Origin of the sequence: Gilliamella sp. W8126 (genome assembly GCF_016102185.1) — a bacterium.
Lineage (GTDB): Bacteria > Pseudomonadota > Gammaproteobacteria > Enterobacterales > Orbaceae > Gilliamella > Gilliamella apis_A.
In genome coordinates this window covers 1-19596 of record NZ_JACFPE010000006.1, presented here as the reverse complement: position 1 = coordinate 19596, position 19596 = coordinate 1, and the positions used below count along the sequence as shown (strand labels likewise).

General features: G+C 33.9%; 17 protein-coding genes. 11 read left to right on the top strand and 6 right to left on the bottom strand.

Annotated features, from left to right (window positions below):
- Positions 1-631: 631 nt before the first annotated feature.
- From agp to trmB, 3 genes are read right to left on the bottom strand one after another with little or no spacing between them, the layout of a single operon-like run.
- On the bottom strand, positions 632-1795 hold the full coding sequence (gene agp / locus H3S74_RS10160) for a bifunctional glucose-1-phosphatase/inositol phosphatase (RefSeq protein WP_198247814.1): 1164 nt from the start codon (positions 1793-1795) through the stop codon (positions 632-634).
- Positions 1792-2517, bottom strand: coding sequence for an oxygen-insensitive NADPH nitroreductase (nfsA, locus tag H3S74_RS10155; RefSeq protein WP_034902029.1), 726 nt, complete (start codon positions 2515-2517; stop codon positions 1792-1794). The genes agp and nfsA overlap by 4 nt, the downstream gene beginning before the upstream one ends.
- 15 nt (positions 2518-2532) lie before the next feature.
- On the bottom strand, positions 2533-3237 hold the full coding sequence (gene trmB / locus H3S74_RS10150; protein ID WP_110448455.1) for a tRNA (guanosine(46)-N7)-methyltransferase TrmB: 705 nt from the start codon (positions 3235-3237) through the stop codon (positions 2533-2535).
- Between the two features lie 260 nt (positions 3238-3497).
- Here trmB and H3S74_RS10145 point away from each other — a divergent pair, with 260 nt between their 5' ends.
- Together H3S74_RS10145 and pth are read left to right on the top strand one after the other, a co-directional pair.
- Complete coding sequence (locus tag H3S74_RS10145; protein WP_086319756.1) at positions 3498-4445, top strand: ribose-phosphate pyrophosphokinase; 948 nt, start codon at positions 3498-3500, stop codon at positions 4443-4445.
- Positions 4446-4522: 77 nt separating this feature from the next.
- Positions 4523-5107 carry an aminoacyl-tRNA hydrolase gene (pth, locus tag H3S74_RS10140; protein WP_198247813.1) on the top strand — a complete coding sequence of 195 codons (585 nt, stop codon included), beginning with the start codon at positions 4523-4525 and terminating at the stop codon, positions 5105-5107.
- Between the two features lie 89 nt (positions 5108-5196).
- Here the strand turns inward: pth and H3S74_RS10135 are convergent, their stop codons facing one another.
- A complete protein-coding gene (locus H3S74_RS10135) occupies positions 5197-5661 on the bottom strand; it encodes a DUF3597 domain-containing protein (protein WP_198247812.1) in 465 nt (154 codons plus the stop codon).
- A 415-nt stretch (positions 5662-6076) separates the two neighbouring features.
- Here H3S74_RS10135 and H3S74_RS10130 point away from each other — a divergent pair, with 415 nt between their 5' ends.
- Positions 6077-7357, top strand: coding sequence for an MFS transporter (locus tag H3S74_RS10130; RefSeq protein WP_086356735.1), 1281 nt, complete (start codon positions 6077-6079; stop codon positions 7355-7357).
- Between the two features lie 132 nt (positions 7358-7489).
- Here H3S74_RS10130 and uxuA read toward each other — a convergent pair whose 3' ends face one another.
- Together uxuA and H3S74_RS10120 are read right to left on the bottom strand one after the other, a co-directional pair.
- Positions 7490-8671 (bottom strand): mannonate dehydratase, encoded by a 1182-nt coding sequence (uxuA, locus tag H3S74_RS10125; RefSeq protein WP_198201288.1) that lies wholly within the window; start codon positions 8669-8671, stop codon positions 7490-7492.
- A 75-nt stretch (positions 8672-8746) separates the two neighbouring features.
- On the bottom strand, positions 8747-9508 hold the full coding sequence (locus H3S74_RS10120; RefSeq protein WP_034902044.1) for a GntR family transcriptional regulator: 762 nt from the start codon (positions 9506-9508) through the stop codon (positions 8747-8749).
- Between the two features lie 280 nt (positions 9509-9788).
- Here H3S74_RS10120 and H3S74_RS10115 point away from each other — a divergent pair, with 280 nt between their 5' ends.
- The 8 genes from H3S74_RS10115 to H3S74_RS12485 form a co-directional block, all read left to right on the top strand.
- Positions 9789-11258, top strand: a complete 1470-nt coding sequence (locus H3S74_RS10115) for a mannitol dehydrogenase family protein (RefSeq protein ID WP_198247811.1) — start codon at positions 9789-9791, stop codon at positions 11256-11258.
- A gap of 15 nt (positions 11259-11273) precedes the next feature.
- Positions 11274-12683, top strand: a complete 1410-nt coding sequence (gene uxaC / locus H3S74_RS10110) for a glucuronate isomerase (RefSeq protein WP_198247810.1) — start codon at positions 11274-11276, stop codon at positions 12681-12683.
- 87 nt (positions 12684-12770) lie between these two features.
- Positions 12771-15146: a TIM-barrel domain-containing protein gene (locus tag H3S74_RS10105; RefSeq protein WP_198247809.1), complete on the top strand. Its 2376-nt coding sequence runs from the start codon at positions 12771-12773 to the stop codon at positions 15144-15146.
- Between the two features lie 326 nt (positions 15147-15472).
- Entirely contained in the window at positions 15473-16732 is a 1260-nt protein-coding gene (locus tag H3S74_RS10100) for an MFS transporter (RefSeq protein WP_198247808.1), read from the top strand.
- A 260-nt stretch (positions 16733-16992) separates the two neighbouring features.
- The gene (locus H3S74_RS10095; RefSeq protein WP_110448448.1) at positions 16993-17454 is read left to right on the top strand and encodes a DUF721 domain-containing protein; all 462 of its coding nucleotides are present in this window, start codon (positions 16993-16995) and stop codon (positions 17452-17454) included.
- A gap of 50 nt (positions 17455-17504) precedes the next feature.
- Positions 17505-17909 carry a YhcB family protein gene (locus H3S74_RS10090; protein ID WP_110448447.1) on the top strand — a complete coding sequence of 135 codons (405 nt, stop codon included), beginning with the start codon at positions 17505-17507 and terminating at the stop codon, positions 17907-17909.
- A gap of 84 nt (positions 17910-17993) precedes the next feature.
- Positions 17994-19373 carry a Do family serine endopeptidase gene (locus tag H3S74_RS10085; protein ID WP_198201272.1) on the top strand — a complete coding sequence of 460 codons (1380 nt, stop codon included), beginning with the start codon at positions 17994-17996 and terminating at the stop codon, positions 19371-19373.
- A gap of 138 nt (positions 19374-19511) precedes the next feature.
- Positions 19512-19596: transposase (locus H3S74_RS12485; protein ID WP_072075904.1), on the top strand; the 85-nt coding region annotated here is incomplete at its 3' end.

Here is a 19596-nt window from a genome sequence, read left to right as displayed (position 1 = left end):
TGAATTTAGATTAATTATCGAATTTATTAATTATATTCAGTTTAAAAAGCACCTAATGACCTTAACCATATTATTAAGGATGATTTCAATGCAAAACTAAAGTTGATTTAGCTTAGTACTAATTAAGCTCCTTCTAGACCAATATTAACAAAATACTAAAATTAGTCGAATTAAACATCATAGACATTTGTTTTGCAATAAAAATTTTATCAAATATACAGTTATTGATAAGTGTAAAGAGAAAAGATAAATGAGTAATTATGTATTTTGATGTCCAGAAACGTAATAATAAATAATCATAATTTTTTTACCATAGGTATTTTTTACTATAATGACTTCTATGACGAACTTGACAAAGTAGGCATGTTATTTTGATGAAGCTAATAGCTTTAGCAAGTGATAAGCATATTTGCTATCAATTAACATAAAACTAACTGAAGAAAAAACTAATAGCAATACTAAGAGTGATACTTAGTTTTAATAACAAGTTGATAGATAAAATAGATGAAATAATCAAATAAAAGTGAATGATATCCAAATTTATTTTATGAAATTAATTAAAATGTATGACTAATATAGAGGATATATTTAGATTGTCTAAAAGTTTAAACTTTTAGACAATCTAATTTATTTATTTTTTGAATTCTTTTAGGCGAGTTTCAAAGTCTTGCCACTGATAAAAACCGTCACTATTTGCTACGGCATTTTTTAGCTGAAGTTGGTAATGTTGTGGTGGATGATTGATATCAAGTGGTTGTGCGGTGTAAAGTTGTTCAAAGCTTTGATAAACGTATTCAGCTTTAAACAAGTATTCCCCCGATGCTTTATTACGATAACGTTGTAATATAACCATACCACCAATTGGTGTATTTTCACATTGATTAGGAAGTTGGTATTCGGCGAAATCCAAGGCACCAAGTAGTGCAGCAATGGTACTATCATGGCCAACGAGTAAATTTATCTTGTTATTCTTTTGGTGTAACAGATCATCTATCATATTAATTAATAATGCACTATTTTTTCGAGCTATAGATTTGGAATGAAAAACTAAATTGATATAGTGGTTACGAATTTGTATAAGTTGTTGCCATTGTTCGTGGCTGGTTATTTTTCCCCATGCAATTTGTTCTTTAGGAAAAGCTGAATAGTACTGTAATAAGAAAGCATCAACAGCACAAATACCAATTGCTAGAGGCCCTAATAATTCTGGCTCTTCATCTTTTACAAAATGAAGATCATAAGGAATATCAGCAAAATCACATTGATATTCAGCATATAATTGTGAATTTTTATAGTCCAAAATATCCGATAGCATCGCATAAGCTGGCGCTAAATTTTTGAAAATTGATTCAGCTTTATCTGCATCATCAATATCTTTTAATAATGCTTGTTTAGATTCTGGTGAATCATCTTGTACACTTGGATCAAATATAGGGTCCATTTTTTCAATGGTATATTTGTGGTTAACCGGGATATCATAACCCGCAAAAGCCCCTGTAACTAAGAATTGCGCGGTGGCAACTGTTCTTTGAAGACTATTAGCATAAACATATATATCAGGATTTTCCGGTGTAAGGCGAATGTTTTGTTGTTCAAGCCATTGCGATAGATAATGTCCAAAATAAGATTCTAAAACCCCTCCTCTGGTAGTTAAATAACCATAAGCATGATCCCAACTTGGCCATTTTAATGGGCTAGCTTTTTCTAAAAACTCTATGGTGTTTGCTAATGGAGTGCGTATTCCATGACGACTTAGTATTACAACTTTATCTAATTGGTATTGATCTTTTTTCATTTAGTTATCCATCCTTGTTTATGCAAATAATTTAAAACGAAATCTCGTTGCCCTTTGCTAATTGTTTCTGCAATTTTATCACTCCAACCATTTGTTTTTTGATTAATTTCTCTGTGACCATAATAGTCACGCATTTGGCTATCATATTGTGCTAATAATTGATGATTAATTGGTTGATAATGATTTTCAAAGAAAACCAATTGTTTTGGTAATCGTGGTTTAATATCAGGATTTTGGTCAGGATAACCGATACAAAGTCCAAATAAAGGAAGAACATATTTAGGTAGCGCAAGTAACTCGGTCACTTTAGCAATATTATTGCGTAAACCGCCAATGTACACCGTACCTAAACCTAATGACTGTGCTGCAATAACCGCGTTTTGAGCCATAAGTGTGGTATCAATACAACCCACTAAAAGTTGCTCGGCTTTTTCAAGTGGAATAGTAGCATCAATTTGAAAGTGGCGGTTAAAATCGGCACAAAATACCCAAAACTCTGGCGCTTGAACGATATAACTCTGATCGCCTGAATAATGAGCTAATTCTGATCTTTTCTCACTATCAGTGATTCTAATGATGGTTGCGCATTGTAAAAAGTTTGAACTTGGAGCCGATTGTGCTGCTTGAATAATTTCATTAATCTGTTCACTTGTTAATGGTGTTGATTTATAAGATCGAATTGAACGACGCTGGCAAATTAAATCAATTGTCTTATTTGGCATAACGGCTCCTTAATATCACTGTTTTTTTATAAATTGCAAATCCCAAACACCATGCCCCAGATTTTGACCGCGTTTTTCGAATTTGGTAATAGGGCGATCTTCAGGTCTTGGAATATAGTCATTAGTGGCAGATAAATTTTTAAATCCCTCCGCTTGATTTAATACTTCAAGCATATGCTCTGCATAGTGTTGCCAATCGGTAGCTAAATGTAAAATACCATCAGTCTTTAATTTTCTATGAATTAAAGCAACAAAATTAGGTTGAATGATTCGACGTTTATTGTGTCTTGCTTTATGCCATGGATCGGGGAAGAAAATTTGCACCTTATCTAATGAGTTATCAGGTATCATGTTTTCTAACACTTCAACGGCATCATGGCACATAACTTTTAAATTAGATAATTGATTTTCCTCAATTGCCATTAAACAAGCTCCAACGCCCGGTTTATGGACTTCAATACCTAAAAAGTTCTTGGATGGGGCATTTTTTGCCATTTCAATTAATGAAGCGCCCATACCAAAACCGATTTCAAACACCACTGGTTTATTATCTTCAAAAACAATTGGTGAGATAGCATTGTACTCAACACCATAGATAGGCCATAAATGCGTTAAAGCCTGTTGTTGTCCTTTAGTTAAACGGCCTTGTCTTAATACAAAACTTCGTATTGTTCGTTTAGATTCTATTACTTGGTTATTTGTGTCTAATTGTTCACTCATTGCGTATCTGCTGTTAGGTTAAATAGGTTATTAGGATAATTGAGCATCTTAGCTATATAGTAGTTTACCTGATTTTTTATTCACTTCAAAAAAACATCTTATTAACTTAGTTTTTTATATATTAATGTGATGAATGTAAAATATTTTTAATAAATTTTTATAATGTGGTTGAGCATAATCTGTAAATGATTATATAATTGTGATCCCGATTTAACCGATTACGTTTTATGTAATCATGATTACATGCTTGAGGATTTCTCGTGCCTGATATGAAGCTTTTTGCTGGTAACGCCACACCCGAACTAGCAAAACGTATAGCTAATCGTCTTTATACTTCTCTTGGTGATATTATTGTTAGCCGTTTTAGTGACGGTGAAGTAAATGTCCAAATTAATGAAAATGTCCGTGGTGAAGATGTTTTTATTATCCAATCAACTTGTGCGCCTACCAATGACAATTTAATGGAATTATTAGTGATGATTGATGCGATGCGTCGAGCATCTGCTGGTCGTATTACTGCTGTTATTCCTTATTTTGGTTATGCAAGACAAGATCGTCGCGTACGTTCAGCCCGTGTGCCTATTACAGCCAAAGTTGTTGCTGACTTTTTATCGACTGTAGGTGTTGATAGGGTTTTAACCGTTGATCTTCATGCTGAACAGATTCAAGGTTTCTTTGATGTACCCGTTGATAATGTGTTTGGTAGCCCTGTTATTTTAGAAGATATGTTGCAACGTGATTTTGAACGCCCAATCGTGGTATCTCCAGATATTGGTGGTGTGGTTCGTGCTCGTGCTATTGCTAAACTTTTAAATGACACTGATATGGCTATTATCGATAAACGTCGTCAACGAGCTAACGAAGCAGAAGTGATGAATATTATCGGTGATGTTGCTGATAGAGATTGTATTTTAGTTGATGACATGATCGATACGGCAGGAACACTTTGTAAAGCGGCTGATGCATTAAAAGCTCGTGGCGCAAAACGTGTCTTTGCTTATGCAACTCACCCAATTTTCTCAGGAAAAGCTGTAAGTAACATTAAAGACTCTGCTATTGATGAAATTGTAGTTTGTGACACAATTCCATTAACAGCGGAAGTTAAAGCATTGAAAAATGTGCGTCAACTTACATTATCAGGTATGCTTGCTGAAGCAATTCGACGTATTAGTAACGAAGAATCGATTTCAGCAATGTTCCATCAATAATCTTTTCTTCTGAATTAGATAAATGCCCCTATTAGGGGCTTTTTTGTAATAACAGGATAATTAACGATTAAACTATTATGTCAACAATCAAACTAATTGTAGGGTTAGCCAATCCAGGTAATGAATATGCCGCAACTCGCCATAATGCGGGAGCTTGGTATGTTGATTTACTTGCTGAACGTTATCATCAACCATTAAAAAATGATCCTAAATTTTTTGGATATAGTTCTCGAATTAACATCAATGGGCATGATGTTCGTTTGTTAGTACCAACTACCTTTATGAATTTAAGTGGTAAAGCAGTGCAAGCAATGGCTTCTTTTTATCAAATTAAGCCTGATGAGATATTAGTAGCTCATGATGAGTTAGATCTTAATCCAGGGATTGCCAAATTAAAATTTGGCGGTAGTCATGGTGGCCATAATGGCTTAAAAGACATTGCCAGTAAACTTGGCAATAATCTGAATTTCTATAGATTAAGAATTGGAATTGGCCATCCAGGCGATAAAAATAAAGTAGTTGGTTATGTCTTAAATAAACCCTCTAAACCAGAACAAGAATTAATTGATAAAGCTATTGATGAATCAGTCTATTGTACTAATATTTTATTAACTGATGGAATAGAAAGTGCGATGAATCGTCTGCATGCATTTAAAGCTTAAAGTTGTTATCAATAGCGTGTTTTAATTAATTGACTATAAAAAAATCCACCTGATAAACAGGTGGATAACAAATCACGTATTAATTCTGATTAAGAAAACAAATGAGAAACATTACCACCTTTTTCAGCTATTTTCTTCAGTACTTCTTTTATTAACCATGTATTCATAGATGCGGTATCGTCAGTACTGCCGGTATAATTAAGTTCTGTTGCGAGTTTTTTACGTGCGTCTAAACTACTATCGATACCTAATAGTTTCAATAAATCAACAATAGATGTTTTCCAATTAAGTTTTTCTGGGAATTTTTTAGCTAAATTATCCAAAATTGACATGACATCGATCTCAGATATCGGCGCTTTGTTGTCCGATGTATTTTGTTGATTTTGAACGGAATTACTATTATTTGTGTTATTACTTAAAGTATTATCTGAAGTTTTGTCTTTTACTGTGTCAGTGATTTTATCAACTTGCTCTTTTACTGCATCTTTAGCATGACCTACAGCGGCTTGTGCGCTTGGAAATATTTTTGAAAAAATATTATTTAAGATACCCATATTACACCCCTTATGTTTAAACTGCTTATTAAAAAACTGCTTAACGATATAGATGTAGAAAATATCCCCTTAAGTATAGCGGTTAAGTATAAATTATGTCAAAACCACAATCATTTAATAGCATTTTTTGTAATATTAGTATTTTCTGCTTCATTGTAACCATAACTATCTTACCTACCATTTTCGATTAATTGTTTTTTTACTCAATGGTCGTGCATAAATTAATAGTCTTTAGTCTTGATTCATGTCATAAAAACACACCAAGATGTTGTACCAATTTTGTCGTTATGTGATCCAAATCACGATTTTGACTAATTTTGGAATACTACAACGAAAAATAACGGTAATATTTGGTTCACCAATTTTGGTGACACTAATTATATTTTAGAAATTTACATTAAAACTAGAGGTTATTATGAGTGCCATATTGAAGTCAGGAGGATATGTCCGTTGGCTTATGATTATTTTATTTGCGACGGGTGTTATCCTCAATTATGTTGATAGAAATGCTTTAGGCATTATGGCTCAGGAAATTATTCGAGATCTAAATATTACACCTAAAGAATACTCTTATATTACAGGGGCTTTCCAATTAGCTTATACCATATTTCAACCTATTGTTGGATGGTTTGTTGATGTAATAGGCCTACGTATTGGATTTGCAATTATGGTTGTAATATGGTCTGTTATGTGTGTACTACATGCTGGTGCTGGCGCATGGATCCATTTGGCTATTTTACGTTTTGTTATGGGTGGTGCTGAATCAGTCGTTGCTCCTGCTAATGCAAAAGTAATTAGTTTATGGTTTCCGAAAAAAGAGCGAGCTATAGCTAATGGCTGGAGTATGGTCGGTTTTTCTTTAGGTGCAATGATTGCTCCTCCTTTGATTTATACAATTCATCAATTTGGCGGATGGCAACTAGCATTTTTAATTCCTGGTTCTTTAGGAATAATATGGGCTGGAATTTGGCTTTTCTTCTTTAGCGAACCGTCCAAAAGTCGTTTTATTTCTGAAGCTGAAAAGAAATATATTCTTTCTGAACAGGATGATAGCGAAAGCCAGCAAAATAAAAACATTTGGGTTGCTCTTAAACAAGTGGTTAGTAAAAAGAAATTTTATGGTATTGCTATTCCTGCATTTTTAGCTGAACCTGCGTGGGCAGCAGTTAACTTCTGGGTACCATATTATTTATTAACCGAACGAGGCATGCAATTGAAAGAAATGGCAATGTTTGTCTGGATTCCATTTCTTGCTGCCGATTTTGGTGGATTATCATCTGGATATTTTTCTAGAATGTTAAATAAACATTTTGGTCTTTCTCGAATAAATGCTGCATGTACAACTTATTTAGGTGCAGCGTTCTTCATGTTATCAATGGCTTTTGCTAGTTTAACTGAAAGCCCTTATACGGCTATTGCATTAATTGCAATTGGCGCATGGGGGCATCAAATGTTATCGGCGATGTTAACTATTCAAGTTATTGAAAACTTTTCTGGTAAAGAAGTCTCAACGGTGAATGGATTAAGAGGTAGTTCTGCGTGGATAGCGAGTTTCTTATTTACTATAGTTGTTGGACAGTTTGTTGAAACTATTGGTTTTAAACCATTCTTTATTACCATGGGCTTTTTAGATATCATTGGCGCTATCATAATGTGTTCTTTGTTATATCAACGTAGCCAAAAAAATAACAAGTAATTTGCAAATTATTTATAGACACACATCCTAACTATATAAGGAAAATAGCGTGTATATTACGCTATTTTTATATGTAAATTATGGAAAATAAAAGCCCATAATCATGGGCTTTCAATACAGATAAATTGTTTTTTATTTGAAAAATGCACGTTTAATTGCGTATTCAACACCCCGGATTTCAGCTAAACCTCTTAAGCGTCCTATTGCCGAATAACCTGGATTAGTTTTCTTTTTAAGATCATCAAGCATCTGGTGACCATGATCAGGACGAACAGGTATTAAACGGTTTATGCCAGCCTTTTTGCGACGTTCTTCTTCGGCAATAAGTACTTTTATTACGCCATACATATCAACGTCTCCAGCTAGGTGATCGCCTTCGTGGAAAGATAATGGATTGTCTTCACGTACTGTTGCGCGTAGATGAATAAAATAAACTCGATCGGCAAATTTTTCAGCCATAGTAACTAAATCATTATCGCTACGGACACCATAAGAGCCAGTACAAAAGCAAAAACCATTATGGATACTATCAACAGTCTCTTTTATCCATTGCATATCTTCAATCGTTGAAACAATGCGAGGTAAACCTAAAATCGGTCTAGGAGGATCATCTGGATGAACAGTTAACACAACGCCAACTTCTTCTGCAACAGGTACAATAGCTTTTAAAAAATGAGCATAGTTTTCGCGTAATTTAGCTTTATCAATACCATCATAAGTTGCAAGATGTGCTCGAAACTGATCAAGTGAATAACCTTCTTCAGCGCCAGGTAAACCAGCAATAATGTTTGCGACCAGTTTATCTTTATCGGCTTGTGTCATTTGTTCGAAGTAAGTTTTTGCTGAAAGGATATCTTCTTGACTATAATCTTTTTCGGCATTAGGTCGTTGTAAAATATGGATATCAAATGCTGCAAAAGCAATTTGATCAAAACGTAGTGCTCTTGAACCATCAGGTAATTGATAACCAAGATCGGTGCGGGTCCAGTCTAATACCGGCATAAAATTGTAACAAACAGTATCAATACCACAAGCGGCTAAATTACGAATAGATTGTTGATAATTAGCAATATGTTGTTCGACTTTACCTGAATGGGTTTTTATCTCTTCATGAACAGGAATACTTTCGACAACAGACCAAGTGAGGCCTTTATCTTCGATTATTTTTTTTCGTTTTTGAATTTCATCAATAGTCCATACTTCACCATTAGGTATATGGTGCAATGCTGTAACAATTCCGGTTGCTCCGGATTGTCTAATATCATCCAATGATACTGGGTCACTAGGGCCAAACCAACGCATTGTTTGTTCCATCTAAAATCTCCTCAATGATTCTTTATTTAATAAGTCATTCCTAAAGGAAGATCCATTAACAATGCATATTTTCAGCTATTGGTTAACAATAGTGACCGGAATAGAGTCAAATAAATAACCATCAAAATTTGGATCTTCACTGTCAGAAACAGTCATTAATGTTTGTTTAACATTTTCTAAGTGTTGCCACATAGCATGGCGTGCAGCCATAGCATCTTTTAACTGTAATGCTTGTAGAATTCTTTCGTGATCATATAGCCACTTTTTACGGTAACTATGATCGGTGATTCTACTTTGTAGCTGGTCCCACATTTTACTTGTAGATCGTTTAGCCCATAGATCTGCCAATAAACGTTCAAGTACTGAATTTTTGGTAGCTCGTGCTATAGCAATGTGAAACATTTCATCAGCACTATAGTCATCAAGAACTTCTTGTTCTAATATTTGCCGTTCTTGTTCCAATATTGTTCTTAATTCAACAATATCTGCTTTGACAATTTGTGAGGCTGCAAAAGCGGCAATATTGCTTTCAATTAATTGTCTAGCTTGTAATAATTCAAATGGACCTAAATCTTCTTCTTCAATTTTCCTATCTTTTTCAGATAAGACTTCATCAGGTAAACCAATTACATAAACGCCGGAGCCTTTTTTTACTGCAACTAAATTTTCAAGCTCTAACATAATCAATGCTTCACGAACTACTGTCCTACTGACATTAAAAGTTTCAGCAATGTCTCTTTCTGGTGGAAGCCGATCACCAATTTTGAAGGTTCCACTTTTTAATAATGATTTCAATTCATTACCAATTTCTTGATAAAGTCGATTGACCCTTGGCATAATCTATAGTCCTTAGAATACTTTTAAGTTTAATGTAAATAATTATACGCTAATTATTACAACTCCTCTAAGCCTATAATAACAGAAAGTCGTTTTAGTTTTATATTGGTTTACCAATATTGTTCGGTATTATAGTGTTTTTTGCAATAATCCTCATAATATAAACCAAAAAATGTGATATATATCACAAAAATAAAAAAATAAAGGTGAAAATTTTATCAACAAATGAAAACATGTCTAACCAATAAATACTGTCAACTAGTTAATAATGGTGTGTTACATGTTAAATTTATCAAATACTCCCCAATCAATCGAACACAAGCCTTTATATGATCGAGAAAAAATGGTCGCGCGGATTATACATATAGGTTTTGGGGCTTTTCATCGAGCTCATCAGGCATTATTTACTGATCGTCTGTTAAATAAAGGTAACAGTGATTGGGCCATTTGTGAGGTAAATATTGTTGGCGGTGAAGAGCTTATTAATGATATTCGAAAACAAGATCATCTCTATACGGTTTTAGAAAAAGGTGCAACGTCTAAACAAGCCTATATTATTGGCAGTGTGAAAGAATCATTATTAGCGCCAATAGATGGTATTGAAGCTATTTTAGCAAAAATGGCTGATCCGGTAGTCGAGATTGTTTCATTGACGGTAACCGAAAAAGGTTATTGTATGTTACCAGGTGGTGCTGGCTTGGATTTAAATAATCAATTAATTAAATCTGATCTGAGTTCGCCAACTAAACCTATGTCAGCTCCTGGCGTGATTGTTGAGGCCTTATATAGACGTATGCAACGAGGTTTAAAATCATTTACTGCTTTATCATGTGATAATATGCCTGAAAATGGTTTGGTATTAAAAAAAGCGATTTTAGATTTAGCAAATGCACGTGATCCAGAGTTAGCTAAATGGATTGAAACTAACACCACTTTCCCTTGTACCATGGTCGATCGTATTGTACCCGCTGCCACAGCCGAAACATTAACAGAAATTCAAGATGTACTAGGTGGTATGTTTGATCCTTGTGGTATAGCTTGTGAACCATTTATTCAATGGGTTATTGAAGATAATTTTGTTACTGCTCGACCTAATTGGAATGAAGTTGGTGCTGAATTTGTTGATAATGTTGTCCCATATGAAGAGATGAAACTTCGAATGTTAAATGGTAGCCATTCATTTTTAGCGTATTTAGGCTATTTAGCTGGTTATGAGCATATTAATGATTGTATGAATGATGAGGCTTATAAACAGGCAACTTTATCATTAATGCTACAACAACAAGCTCCAACTTTAAATGTTCCACCACAGGTTAATTTACAGCAATATGCTGAAAAATTGATTGAAAGATTTAGTAATCCATCACTAAAACATCGAACATGGCAAATAGCCATGGATGGAACGCAAAAACTACCACAACGTTTGCTTGATTCAATCCGTTGGCATATCACTCATAATTCTGATTTTTCTTTACTTGCTTTAGGTGTGGCTGGCTGGATGCGTTATGTTGGTGGTATTGATGATCATAAACAAATAATTGATGTTCGTGACCCAATGGTGGATGAGTTAAAAAAACTAGTAACCGCGAGTGATGATGGTATTGAGCGAGTCAATGCTTTATTAACTTTAAACGCTGTTTTTGGAACTGATCTACCAAATAATTCATTATTTAAAGATAAAGTAACTCAACATTATCTTTGCTTAATGGAGAAAGGTGCAAAACAAACTATTCAGGATTTATTTTTTTAAATTGGACTTTAGAGTATGAAAAAATTTTTAGATGATAACTTTTTGTTACAAACTGATGCAGCACAAAAGCTTTATTTTGATTATGCTAAAGATCAACCTATATATGATTATCATTGTCATTTACCACCAAAAGATATCGCTGAGAATAAAAATTTCGGTAATTTAACTGAAATTTGGTTAGCTGGTGACCATTATAAATGGCGAGTATTGCGAACTGCTGGTGTCGATGAAAAATTTATAACTGGTACCGCATCTGATTATGAAAAATATCTTACATGGGCAAAAGTTGTTCCTTTAACACTAGGAAACCCTATTTATCATTGGACCCATTTAGAGTTAAAAAGACCATTTGGTATAAAAAATATTATTCTTAATGAAAAAACAGCTGATCAAATATGGGCTGAAGCTAATGCTAAATTAGCAACAGCTGAGTTTTCTACTCGCGGTATTTTAACTCAAATGAATGTTAAAGCTGTTGGCACAACTGATGATCCCATCGATTCACTTGAATATCATAAACAAATTGCATTAGATACCTCATTTCAGACTAAAGTAAGGCCTAGCTGGAGGCCAGATAAAGTCTTCAAAATAGAATTGGCTGGTTTTGTTGAGTACATTACTGAATTAGGCAAAGTTACGGATATTGAAATTGATAATTTTGACAAACTACTTTGTGCATTAACCAAACGCCTAGATCATTTTGAACAGCATGGCTGTGAAGCATCAGATCACGGTATAGAAATTTTACGTTATGCCGACATTCCTACCGGAAAACAGCTTGATCAAATAATAACAAAACGCCTTGCTAATAAATCCCTTTCTGAATTAGAAATTGCTCAATTTAGTACCGCGGTATTGGTTTGGTTAGGTAAGCAATATCATAAACGCAATTGGGTAATGCAATTACACTTAGGTGCGCTACGTAATAATAATCAAAGAATGTTTAAATTACTTGGCCCTGATGCTGGATTTGATTCGATTGGCGATAGACCAATTGCCGAACCACTCTCTTCATTATTAGGTATTTTAGACTTAACTGACGAATTACCGAAAACTATTTTATATTGCCTAAACCCTCGTGACAATGAAGTGTTAGCTACTATGGCTGGTAACTTTCAAGGTTCAGGCATTGCAGGAAAAATTCAATTTGGATCTGGTTGGTGGTTCAATGACCAGAAAGATGGCATGGAACGCCAAATTATGCAACTTTCTCAAATGGGATTATTAAGTCAATTTGTTGGTATGTTAACTGATTCTCGTAGTTTCTTATCCTTTACCAGACATGAATATTTTAGGCGAATTCTTTGCAATATGGTGGGACATTGGATGGAAAATGGCGAAATTCCTGCTGATTTTGATTTAGTTGGCAATATGATTAGAAATATTTGTTTTAACAATGCAAATCGTTACTTTGGTTCTCATTAATTAAGTTTATTTTTGTCTAAAAAATGGAAATATTAGAATCAGATGACTCGTATTGGAAAATAGTTATTAATTTTTTAGGATAGTTATATGAAAACATTAAAGACATGGATTTTTAAGAATGACCAAAACAATTGCATTGAATTATTAGTAGATAATCGATTTAACTTTTGCCTTTATGTGCTTGAAGAAAAGATGTTTCGTGTTTTAATTAAACGAAATAATAGTTTATCACTTGATAGAACATGGAGTATTGCTCCCAATCAAGATACGCCATTAGAAGGTCGAGATCGATTAAGCACTGAAGGTTTTTCTTTACCAAAATATGAGTTTTTACAACAAGGCAATAAACTTATTATTAGTACAAAACAATTGAGAGTAATTATTGATCAACCATTATCATTAAAATGGGAATTTAAGAATGAATTTGGTGAATGGCAATTGCTCGTTGAGGATAGAAGTACTAGTGCTTATTTAATTAATCCTCATGGTGATGGTATTGCTCATTATCAACGAAGATATAAAGATGAACACTATTATGGTTTGGGCGAGAAAGCTGGTGATCTTAATCGTGCTGGTCGCCGTTTTGAAATGCGTAATCTTGATTCAATGGGCTATAATGCTAAGGAGACTGATCCGCTTTATAAACATATACCGTTTACTATTACCCATCGAAATGATGTTAGTTTCGGACTATTTTATGATAATTTAACCAGTTGCTGGTTAGATTTGGGCACAGAACATGATAATTATCATCTAGCATATCGTCGTTACCAAGCAGAAGCCGGGGACATTGATTTCTATTTCTTCTTAGGTCCGAAAATTATTGATGTCACCAAGTCTTTTATTAAATTAACCGGTAAAACTTTTTTTGGACCTAAGTGGAGTTTAGGTTATAGCGGTTCAACAATGTTTTATACCGATGCGCCCAATGCCCAAGAACAGATGCAAAATTTTATTGATTTGTGTCAAAAGCACGGTATTCCATGTGATTCATTTCAATTGTCATCAGGGTATACCTCGATTAATGGTAAAAGGTATGTCTTTAATTGGAATTATGATAAATTCCCAGAACCAAAAGCTTTCACAAAATCTTACCATGAAGCCGGTTTAAGAATTGCTGCTAATATAAAACCATGTTTGTTACAAAATCATCCTAAATATCAGGAAGTAGCAGAAAAAGGTCTTTTTATCAAAGATTCAGAAAGTGATAATCCAGAACGTTCAATGTTTTGGGATGACGAGGGTTCTCATTTAGATCTTACTAATCCAGCAACATTCAATTGGTGGAAAAATAATGTAACTAAACAGCTTCTTGAAATGGGTATTGATTCTACATGGAATGATAATAATGAATTTGAAGTTTGGGATGGAGAAGCCCGTTGTTATGGTTTTGGTAAGGAAATAGCTATTAAACATATCCGACCAGTAATGCCATTACTAATGTGTAGAGCATCAATGGAAGCGCAACAAAGTTATAATCCAAATATTCGCCCTTATTTAATTTCACGTTCAGGTTGCGCAGGAATTCAACGTTATGTGCAAACATGGTCAGGAGACAATCGAACAAGTTGGCAAACTCTGCGATATAATATTCGTATGGGATTAGGAATGAGTCTATCCGGATTGTACAATGTTGGTCATGATGTAGGTGGTTTTTCTGGTGATAAACCAGAACCAGAACTTTTCGTGCGTTGGGTGCAAAATGGTATTATGCATCCTCGTTTTACTATTCACTCATGGAATGATGATCATACTGTTAATGAACCTTGGATGTATCCAGAAGTTACACCAATAATTCGCGATACTATTTGCTTTCGTTATCAGTTACTTCCTTATTTCTATAATTTATTATGGCAAGCACATCATGATGATGAACCAATGCTAAGACCAACTTTTTTGGATCATGAACACGATGCAAATACTTTTATAGAAACTGACGATTTTATGATTGGTAAAGATCTGTTAGTTGCGAGCATTGTTGAACCAGGTCAACGAGAGCGTGAAGTTTATTTACCAAACAATAGAACTGGTTGGTATTGTTATCATTCACAGCAATGGTTTAGTGGTAAACAATCGATAACTTTACCAGCTCCACTTGAATCATTTCCTTTACTAGTTAGAGCCGGTGCTATTATTCCTATGTCTAAACGCATGGCTTATGTTAATCATCAATTAGATGATTACCGAGAATTTAAAGTTTTTCCTGCTAAAGGTGTTTATTCAACAAAAGGCAGTTTCTTTGAAGATGATGGTGAAAGTTACGATTACCAAAAAGGGAAAGGCTTATGGATTGATTGGGATTTAACCTCGGATAATCAACGTATTGATCTTCATATACAAGCAAGAGGTGAATATCAACCTGCTTGGGATGAAATTAATATTTCGTTACCAAAAGGTGAATTACGTTCATTATTCATTAATGGTCATTCAATAAATAAAGTTTCTTTAAAGTCTATCAAATAATTTATTAATCTCTCAACCTAATATGAATTGGGTTGAGAGATTGACCTAAATTGATATTGAAGCATATCTTTTTCAAAAAAATTGGGGATTAAGTTAAATTATCGGTATGTTAACTGAATCTCGTAGTTTCTTATCCTTTACCTGACATGAGTTTTTTAGGCAATCCTTTGCAAAATGGTGTGACATTGGATGCAAAATAGCCAAATTCCTGCTGATTTTGATTTACTTAGCAATATGATTAGAAATATATGTTTTAACAATACAAGTCATTATTTTTCTAAATAGCAATAATTCAAATTAACATTAAATAGGATGAAGGAAATAAAATGAGAAAAATACCAAAATTTAGATGGTGCATGATTTTACTTGTTTGTGCTATTACTATTATCAATTATCTAGATCGAACTGCATTAGGTGTTGCTGCACCGACAATTTTAGAAACCACTGGTATTACTAAAGAGCAATATTCTTGGATAGTGAGTGCATTCCAGTTGGCCTATACTATTGGTCAACCTATTATGGGCTTTTTTATTGATACAATTGGTCTAAGACTTGGATTTGCTATCTGCGCAGTAATTTGGGGACTAGCAACTATGGGCCATGCATTAACTGGTACATGGCAAGGTTTAGCTTTCATGCGTGGAGTAATGGGCTTTAGTGAAGCATCAGCTATTCCTGCAGGAATAAAAACCGCATCTATATGGTTTCCAGCAAAAGAAAGAGGAATCGCGTCAGGTGTGTTTAATATGGGGACCTCATTTGGTGCGATGCTTGCTCCACCTCTGATTGCTTGGTGTATTTTATTCCAAGGTTGGGGATTTGCTTTTGTTGTTTCAGGATCATTAGCATTAATTGCTGCTCTTGCATGGTTTATTTTCTATCGTGATCCTAAAGATTCAAAAAGACTATCTGCAGAAGAAAGAGAGTATATTGAAGCTGGACAAGAGAAATATTTAGATAGTGATAACAAACAAGAAAAAGCATCCCTTAAAACAATCCTTACTCAGCGTAATTTCTGGGGTATTGGTATTGCTCGTTTTCTTGCTGATCCAGCGTGGGGAACAATCAATTTTTGGGTACCAATCTTCTTTGTTGAAACATTGCATTTTAGTTTAAAAGAAATTGCCATGTTTGTTTGGTTACCATTTTTAATGGCTGATCTCGGCTGTTTAGCTAGTGGTTTTGTTGCGAAGTTTTTTAATGATCGTGGAATATCATTAATCAATTCGAGATTGATTACCTTTACGATCGGTGCAGTATTAATGATGACAATCGGTTTTGTTAGTATTGTTGAAAATCCATACTTAGCTGTATTCTTAATTAGTCTTGGTGGTTTCTCTCATCAATTATTATCTACTGTTGCATCAACTTTAGGTGGCGATTTATTTAAGAAAAATCAAGTTGCTACAGCAGTTGGAATGGCTGGCGCTTGTGCTTGGACAGGACAGTTAATATTTAACCTTTTCATCGGTGCATTTGTAGGCATAATTGGTTTTGGTCCATTCTTTATTGCGTTAGCTTTCTTTGATGTAATTGGAGCAATTGTGCTTTGGATATTTATTCGAGAAAATAAAGTTTATAATTAATTATTAATTAGATAATTAATCAATAATCAGTAAACTAGAATAGGTAGAATCAAAATTTTTGATTCTACCTATTTATTATTCGAGCGAGTTCAATTATTTGGTTTAGTCTTTCTAATGTTTTGTGATAATACAAAAAAACTGTAAATATTATTTTTTTACAGGACATTTTTAATTAGATAAGGTAAATTATTTGGCATAAAAATGTTTATGGTTGAGTTAGTTGCTATTAATTTTAGCAAGAAGTAAGGATAGCCTGAATTATGCGTGATAATGAACCAAAAGTGTTGACCTCTTTGTTGTCACAAGGGGCATTATTATCAAAATTAAAGGAAAGAGCTGTCGCTTTAAGTCAATTGACCAAAGTTATTGATGAATTACTTCCAACGCCATTAAATCAGCAATATCGGGTTGCTAATTATCGTCAAGGTGTGCTTATTCTTGAAGTCAGTTCGGCCAGTTGGTTAACAAGACTGAAGTACGAACAAGGTAACTTATTATCTGGGATACGCCAAAAAATTTTACCATCTTTATCTTCTATCCAATATAAAATTAATCCGACTATAGCAACTAATTATTCGCAATCAGTAATTTTGTCAGCCAAGAATGTTAAAATTAGTAATGTGATTAGTAAGCAAACAGCAATATATTTAAATGCAGTTGCAGAACAAGCACCAGATAAATTGAAAAAACAATTGATTAAACTTGCGAACCATGCAAAATAAACCAAATAATATGTTTAAGTTATATAATTAAAAGCTATAAGGAGTGAAATATGGATAATAACATGATGACTTATATCATCATTGGCCTAGTAATTGGATTTATTTTAGGCATGATTTTCATGAATTTTATTTCGCCAAAAGGGCGTAAATATATCAAAGCTCAACGCGAATTAGAGCAAGCTCAAGAAGAGTTAGCTTCACAGAAACAAATGATGGTTAAGCATTTTTCACATAGTGCTGAGATTTTAGATAATATGGCTAAAGAATTTCGTCGATTATATCAACACATTGCTGAAAGTTCAGGTCAATTTGTAAATAACGAGAATATGCCTATTATTGATTTAGAGTCAAATAATGACATCAGCGTTAAACAAGAATTAACGCTTGAAAAACAGCCCAAAGATTATTCAGATAACCCATCTGGATTATTCAAAAGTGAAGATATTAAACCATGATTAATTTTAAATACTTTTTGATAAGATAATATTAATCAGATTTATATTGTAAATATTAAATCCGTTAAATAAGAGAGTTTTATAATGAGTCATTCTTTATGTAAACCAAAAAATTTATTAAGTATTATTGCCTTAAGTTTAGGTTTAAGTTTAGCTACATTACCGAATGCTTATGCTGCTTTTCCATTTATTCCTACAGATAATAATTCACAACCGCAACAGCCTACATTGGCACCAATGTTAGAAACAGTATTACCTTCGGTTGTAAGTATAAAAGTTGAAGGCACAGCAAAAATGCAAAGTAATATGCCAGAAGAGTTTAGACGCTTTTTTGGTTATCCTGATAGTCAGTCTAGATCATTTTCGGGATTAGGCTCTGGTGTAATTATTGATGCCGAAAAAGGGTATATTGTTACTAATAATCATGTTATTGATAATGCAGATAAAATTACTGTTTCGTTAAATGACGGTCATGAATATCAAGCTAAATTAATCGGTAGGGATCCACAAAGTGATATTGCATTGTTAAAAGTTGATGATGCTAGCAGATTAACTGCAATTAAAATTGCTGATTCAGATAAAACTAGAGTAGGTGATTATGTTGTTGCGATTGGTAATCCATTTGGAATTGGTCAAACAGTAACATCAGGTATTATTTCAGCACTAGCTCGTAGTGGGCTAAACATGAATGGATTTGAGAACTTTATCCAAACTGATGCTTCCATTAACCAAGGTAATTCTGGTGGCGCTCTAGTTAATTTGAATGGTGAACTAGTTGGCATTAATACTGCTATTATTGCGCCAAGTGGTGGTAATGTAGGTATTGGTTTTGCGATACCGAGCAATATGGTTAAAAGTTTAACTTCTCAACTTATTGAATATGGTGAAGTCAAACGAGGGGTTTTAGGTATCAAAGGTAACGAATTAACTTCCGATATCGCTAAAGCCTTTGATCTTGAAGTACAGAAAGGTGCTTTTGTTAGTGAAGTTATTGCTGATTCAGCAGCCCAAGAAGCTGGTATAAAATCAGGTGATATAATCATCTCAATGGATGGTAAACCCGTTGAGAGCTTTGCTGAGTTACGCGCTAAAATTGCCACAACGGGCGCTGGTCGTACTGTTAAGTTAGGTATTATTCGAGATGGAAAAGAAATTTCTGTTGAGGTGAAATTAAAAAACAGTGATGAATCAACTACTCAAGCAAAATCTCTTCATCCAGCTCTAGATGGTGCAACTTTAGCTAATGGTGAGGTAAAAGGCCAAAAAGGTGTGCTGATTGAAAGTATTGCTAAGAATTCACCAGCATCTCGATTAAGTTTACAAGAAGGTGATTTAATCACTGGTGTAAATAAAGCGAGAGTGAATAGTATTTCTGATTTACGTACAATTATTGATAGCAATCCTTCTGCCATTGCTTTAAACATTGTTAGAGGCGATAGTCGTCTTTATCTCATTTTACGTTAATTATTTAGTTAGATATCGTCGGTGCTTAGCACTGATGAATCCCCTAATGATTTTGGTAAAAATCATTAAGTTAAGGTGGATACACATCTTGTCATATGATCAAATGGTTTCGCGAAAAATCAATAATCAGACAACAAGATGTGCGAACTCGATATTTTACACGACTCTCTTTACCAATTCTGCCCCGAATTACACTTAAAACGACTCAACAGCTTAACGTTGG

Bases quoted from the DNA above. Each gene is read 5' to 3' on its own strand.
- agp (WP_198247814.1), bottom strand. From the start codon at position 1,795: ATGAAAAAAGATCAATACCAATTAGATAAAGTTGTAATACTAAGTCGT.
- nfsA (WP_034902029.1), bottom strand. From the start codon at position 2,517: ATGCCAAATAAGACAATTGATTTAATTTGCCAGCGTCGTTCAATTCGA.
- trmB (WP_110448455.1), bottom strand. From the start codon at position 3,237: ATGAGTGAACAATTAGACACAAATAACCAAGTAATAGAATCTAAACGA.
- pth (WP_198247813.1), top strand. From the start codon at position 4,523: ATGTCAACAATCAAACTAATTGTAGGGTTAGCCAATCCAGGTAATGAA.
- H3S74_RS10135 (WP_198247812.1), bottom strand. From the start codon at position 5,661: ATGGGTATCTTAAATAATATTTTTTCAAAAATATTTCCAAGCGCACAA.
- H3S74_RS10130 (WP_086356735.1), top strand. From the start codon at position 6,077: ATGAGTGCCATATTGAAGTCAGGAGGATATGTCCGTTGGCTTATGATT.
- uxuA (WP_198201288.1), bottom strand. From the start codon at position 8,671: ATGGAACAAACAATGCGTTGGTTTGGCCCTAGTGACCCAGTATCATTG.
- H3S74_RS10120 (WP_034902044.1), bottom strand. From the start codon at position 9,508: ATGCCAAGGGTCAATCGACTTTATCAAGAAATTGGTAATGAATTGAAA.
- H3S74_RS10115 (WP_198247811.1), top strand. From the start codon at position 9,789: ATGTTAAATTTATCAAATACTCCCCAATCAATCGAACACAAGCCTTTA.
- uxaC (WP_198247810.1), top strand. From the start codon at position 11,274: ATGAAAAAATTTTTAGATGATAACTTTTTGTTACAAACTGATGCAGCA.
- H3S74_RS10105 (WP_198247809.1), top strand. From the start codon at position 12,771: ATGAAAACATTAAAGACATGGATTTTTAAGAATGACCAAAACAATTGC.
- H3S74_RS10100 (WP_198247808.1), top strand. From the start codon at position 15,473: ATGAGAAAAATACCAAAATTTAGATGGTGCATGATTTTACTTGTTTGT.
- H3S74_RS10095 (WP_110448448.1), top strand. From the start codon at position 16,993: ATGCGTGATAATGAACCAAAAGTGTTGACCTCTTTGTTGTCACAAGGG.
- H3S74_RS10090 (WP_110448447.1), top strand. From the start codon at position 17,505: ATGGATAATAACATGATGACTTATATCATCATTGGCCTAGTAATTGGA.
- H3S74_RS10085 (WP_198201272.1), top strand. From the start codon at position 17,994: ATGAGTCATTCTTTATGTAAACCAAAAAATTTATTAAGTATTATTGCC.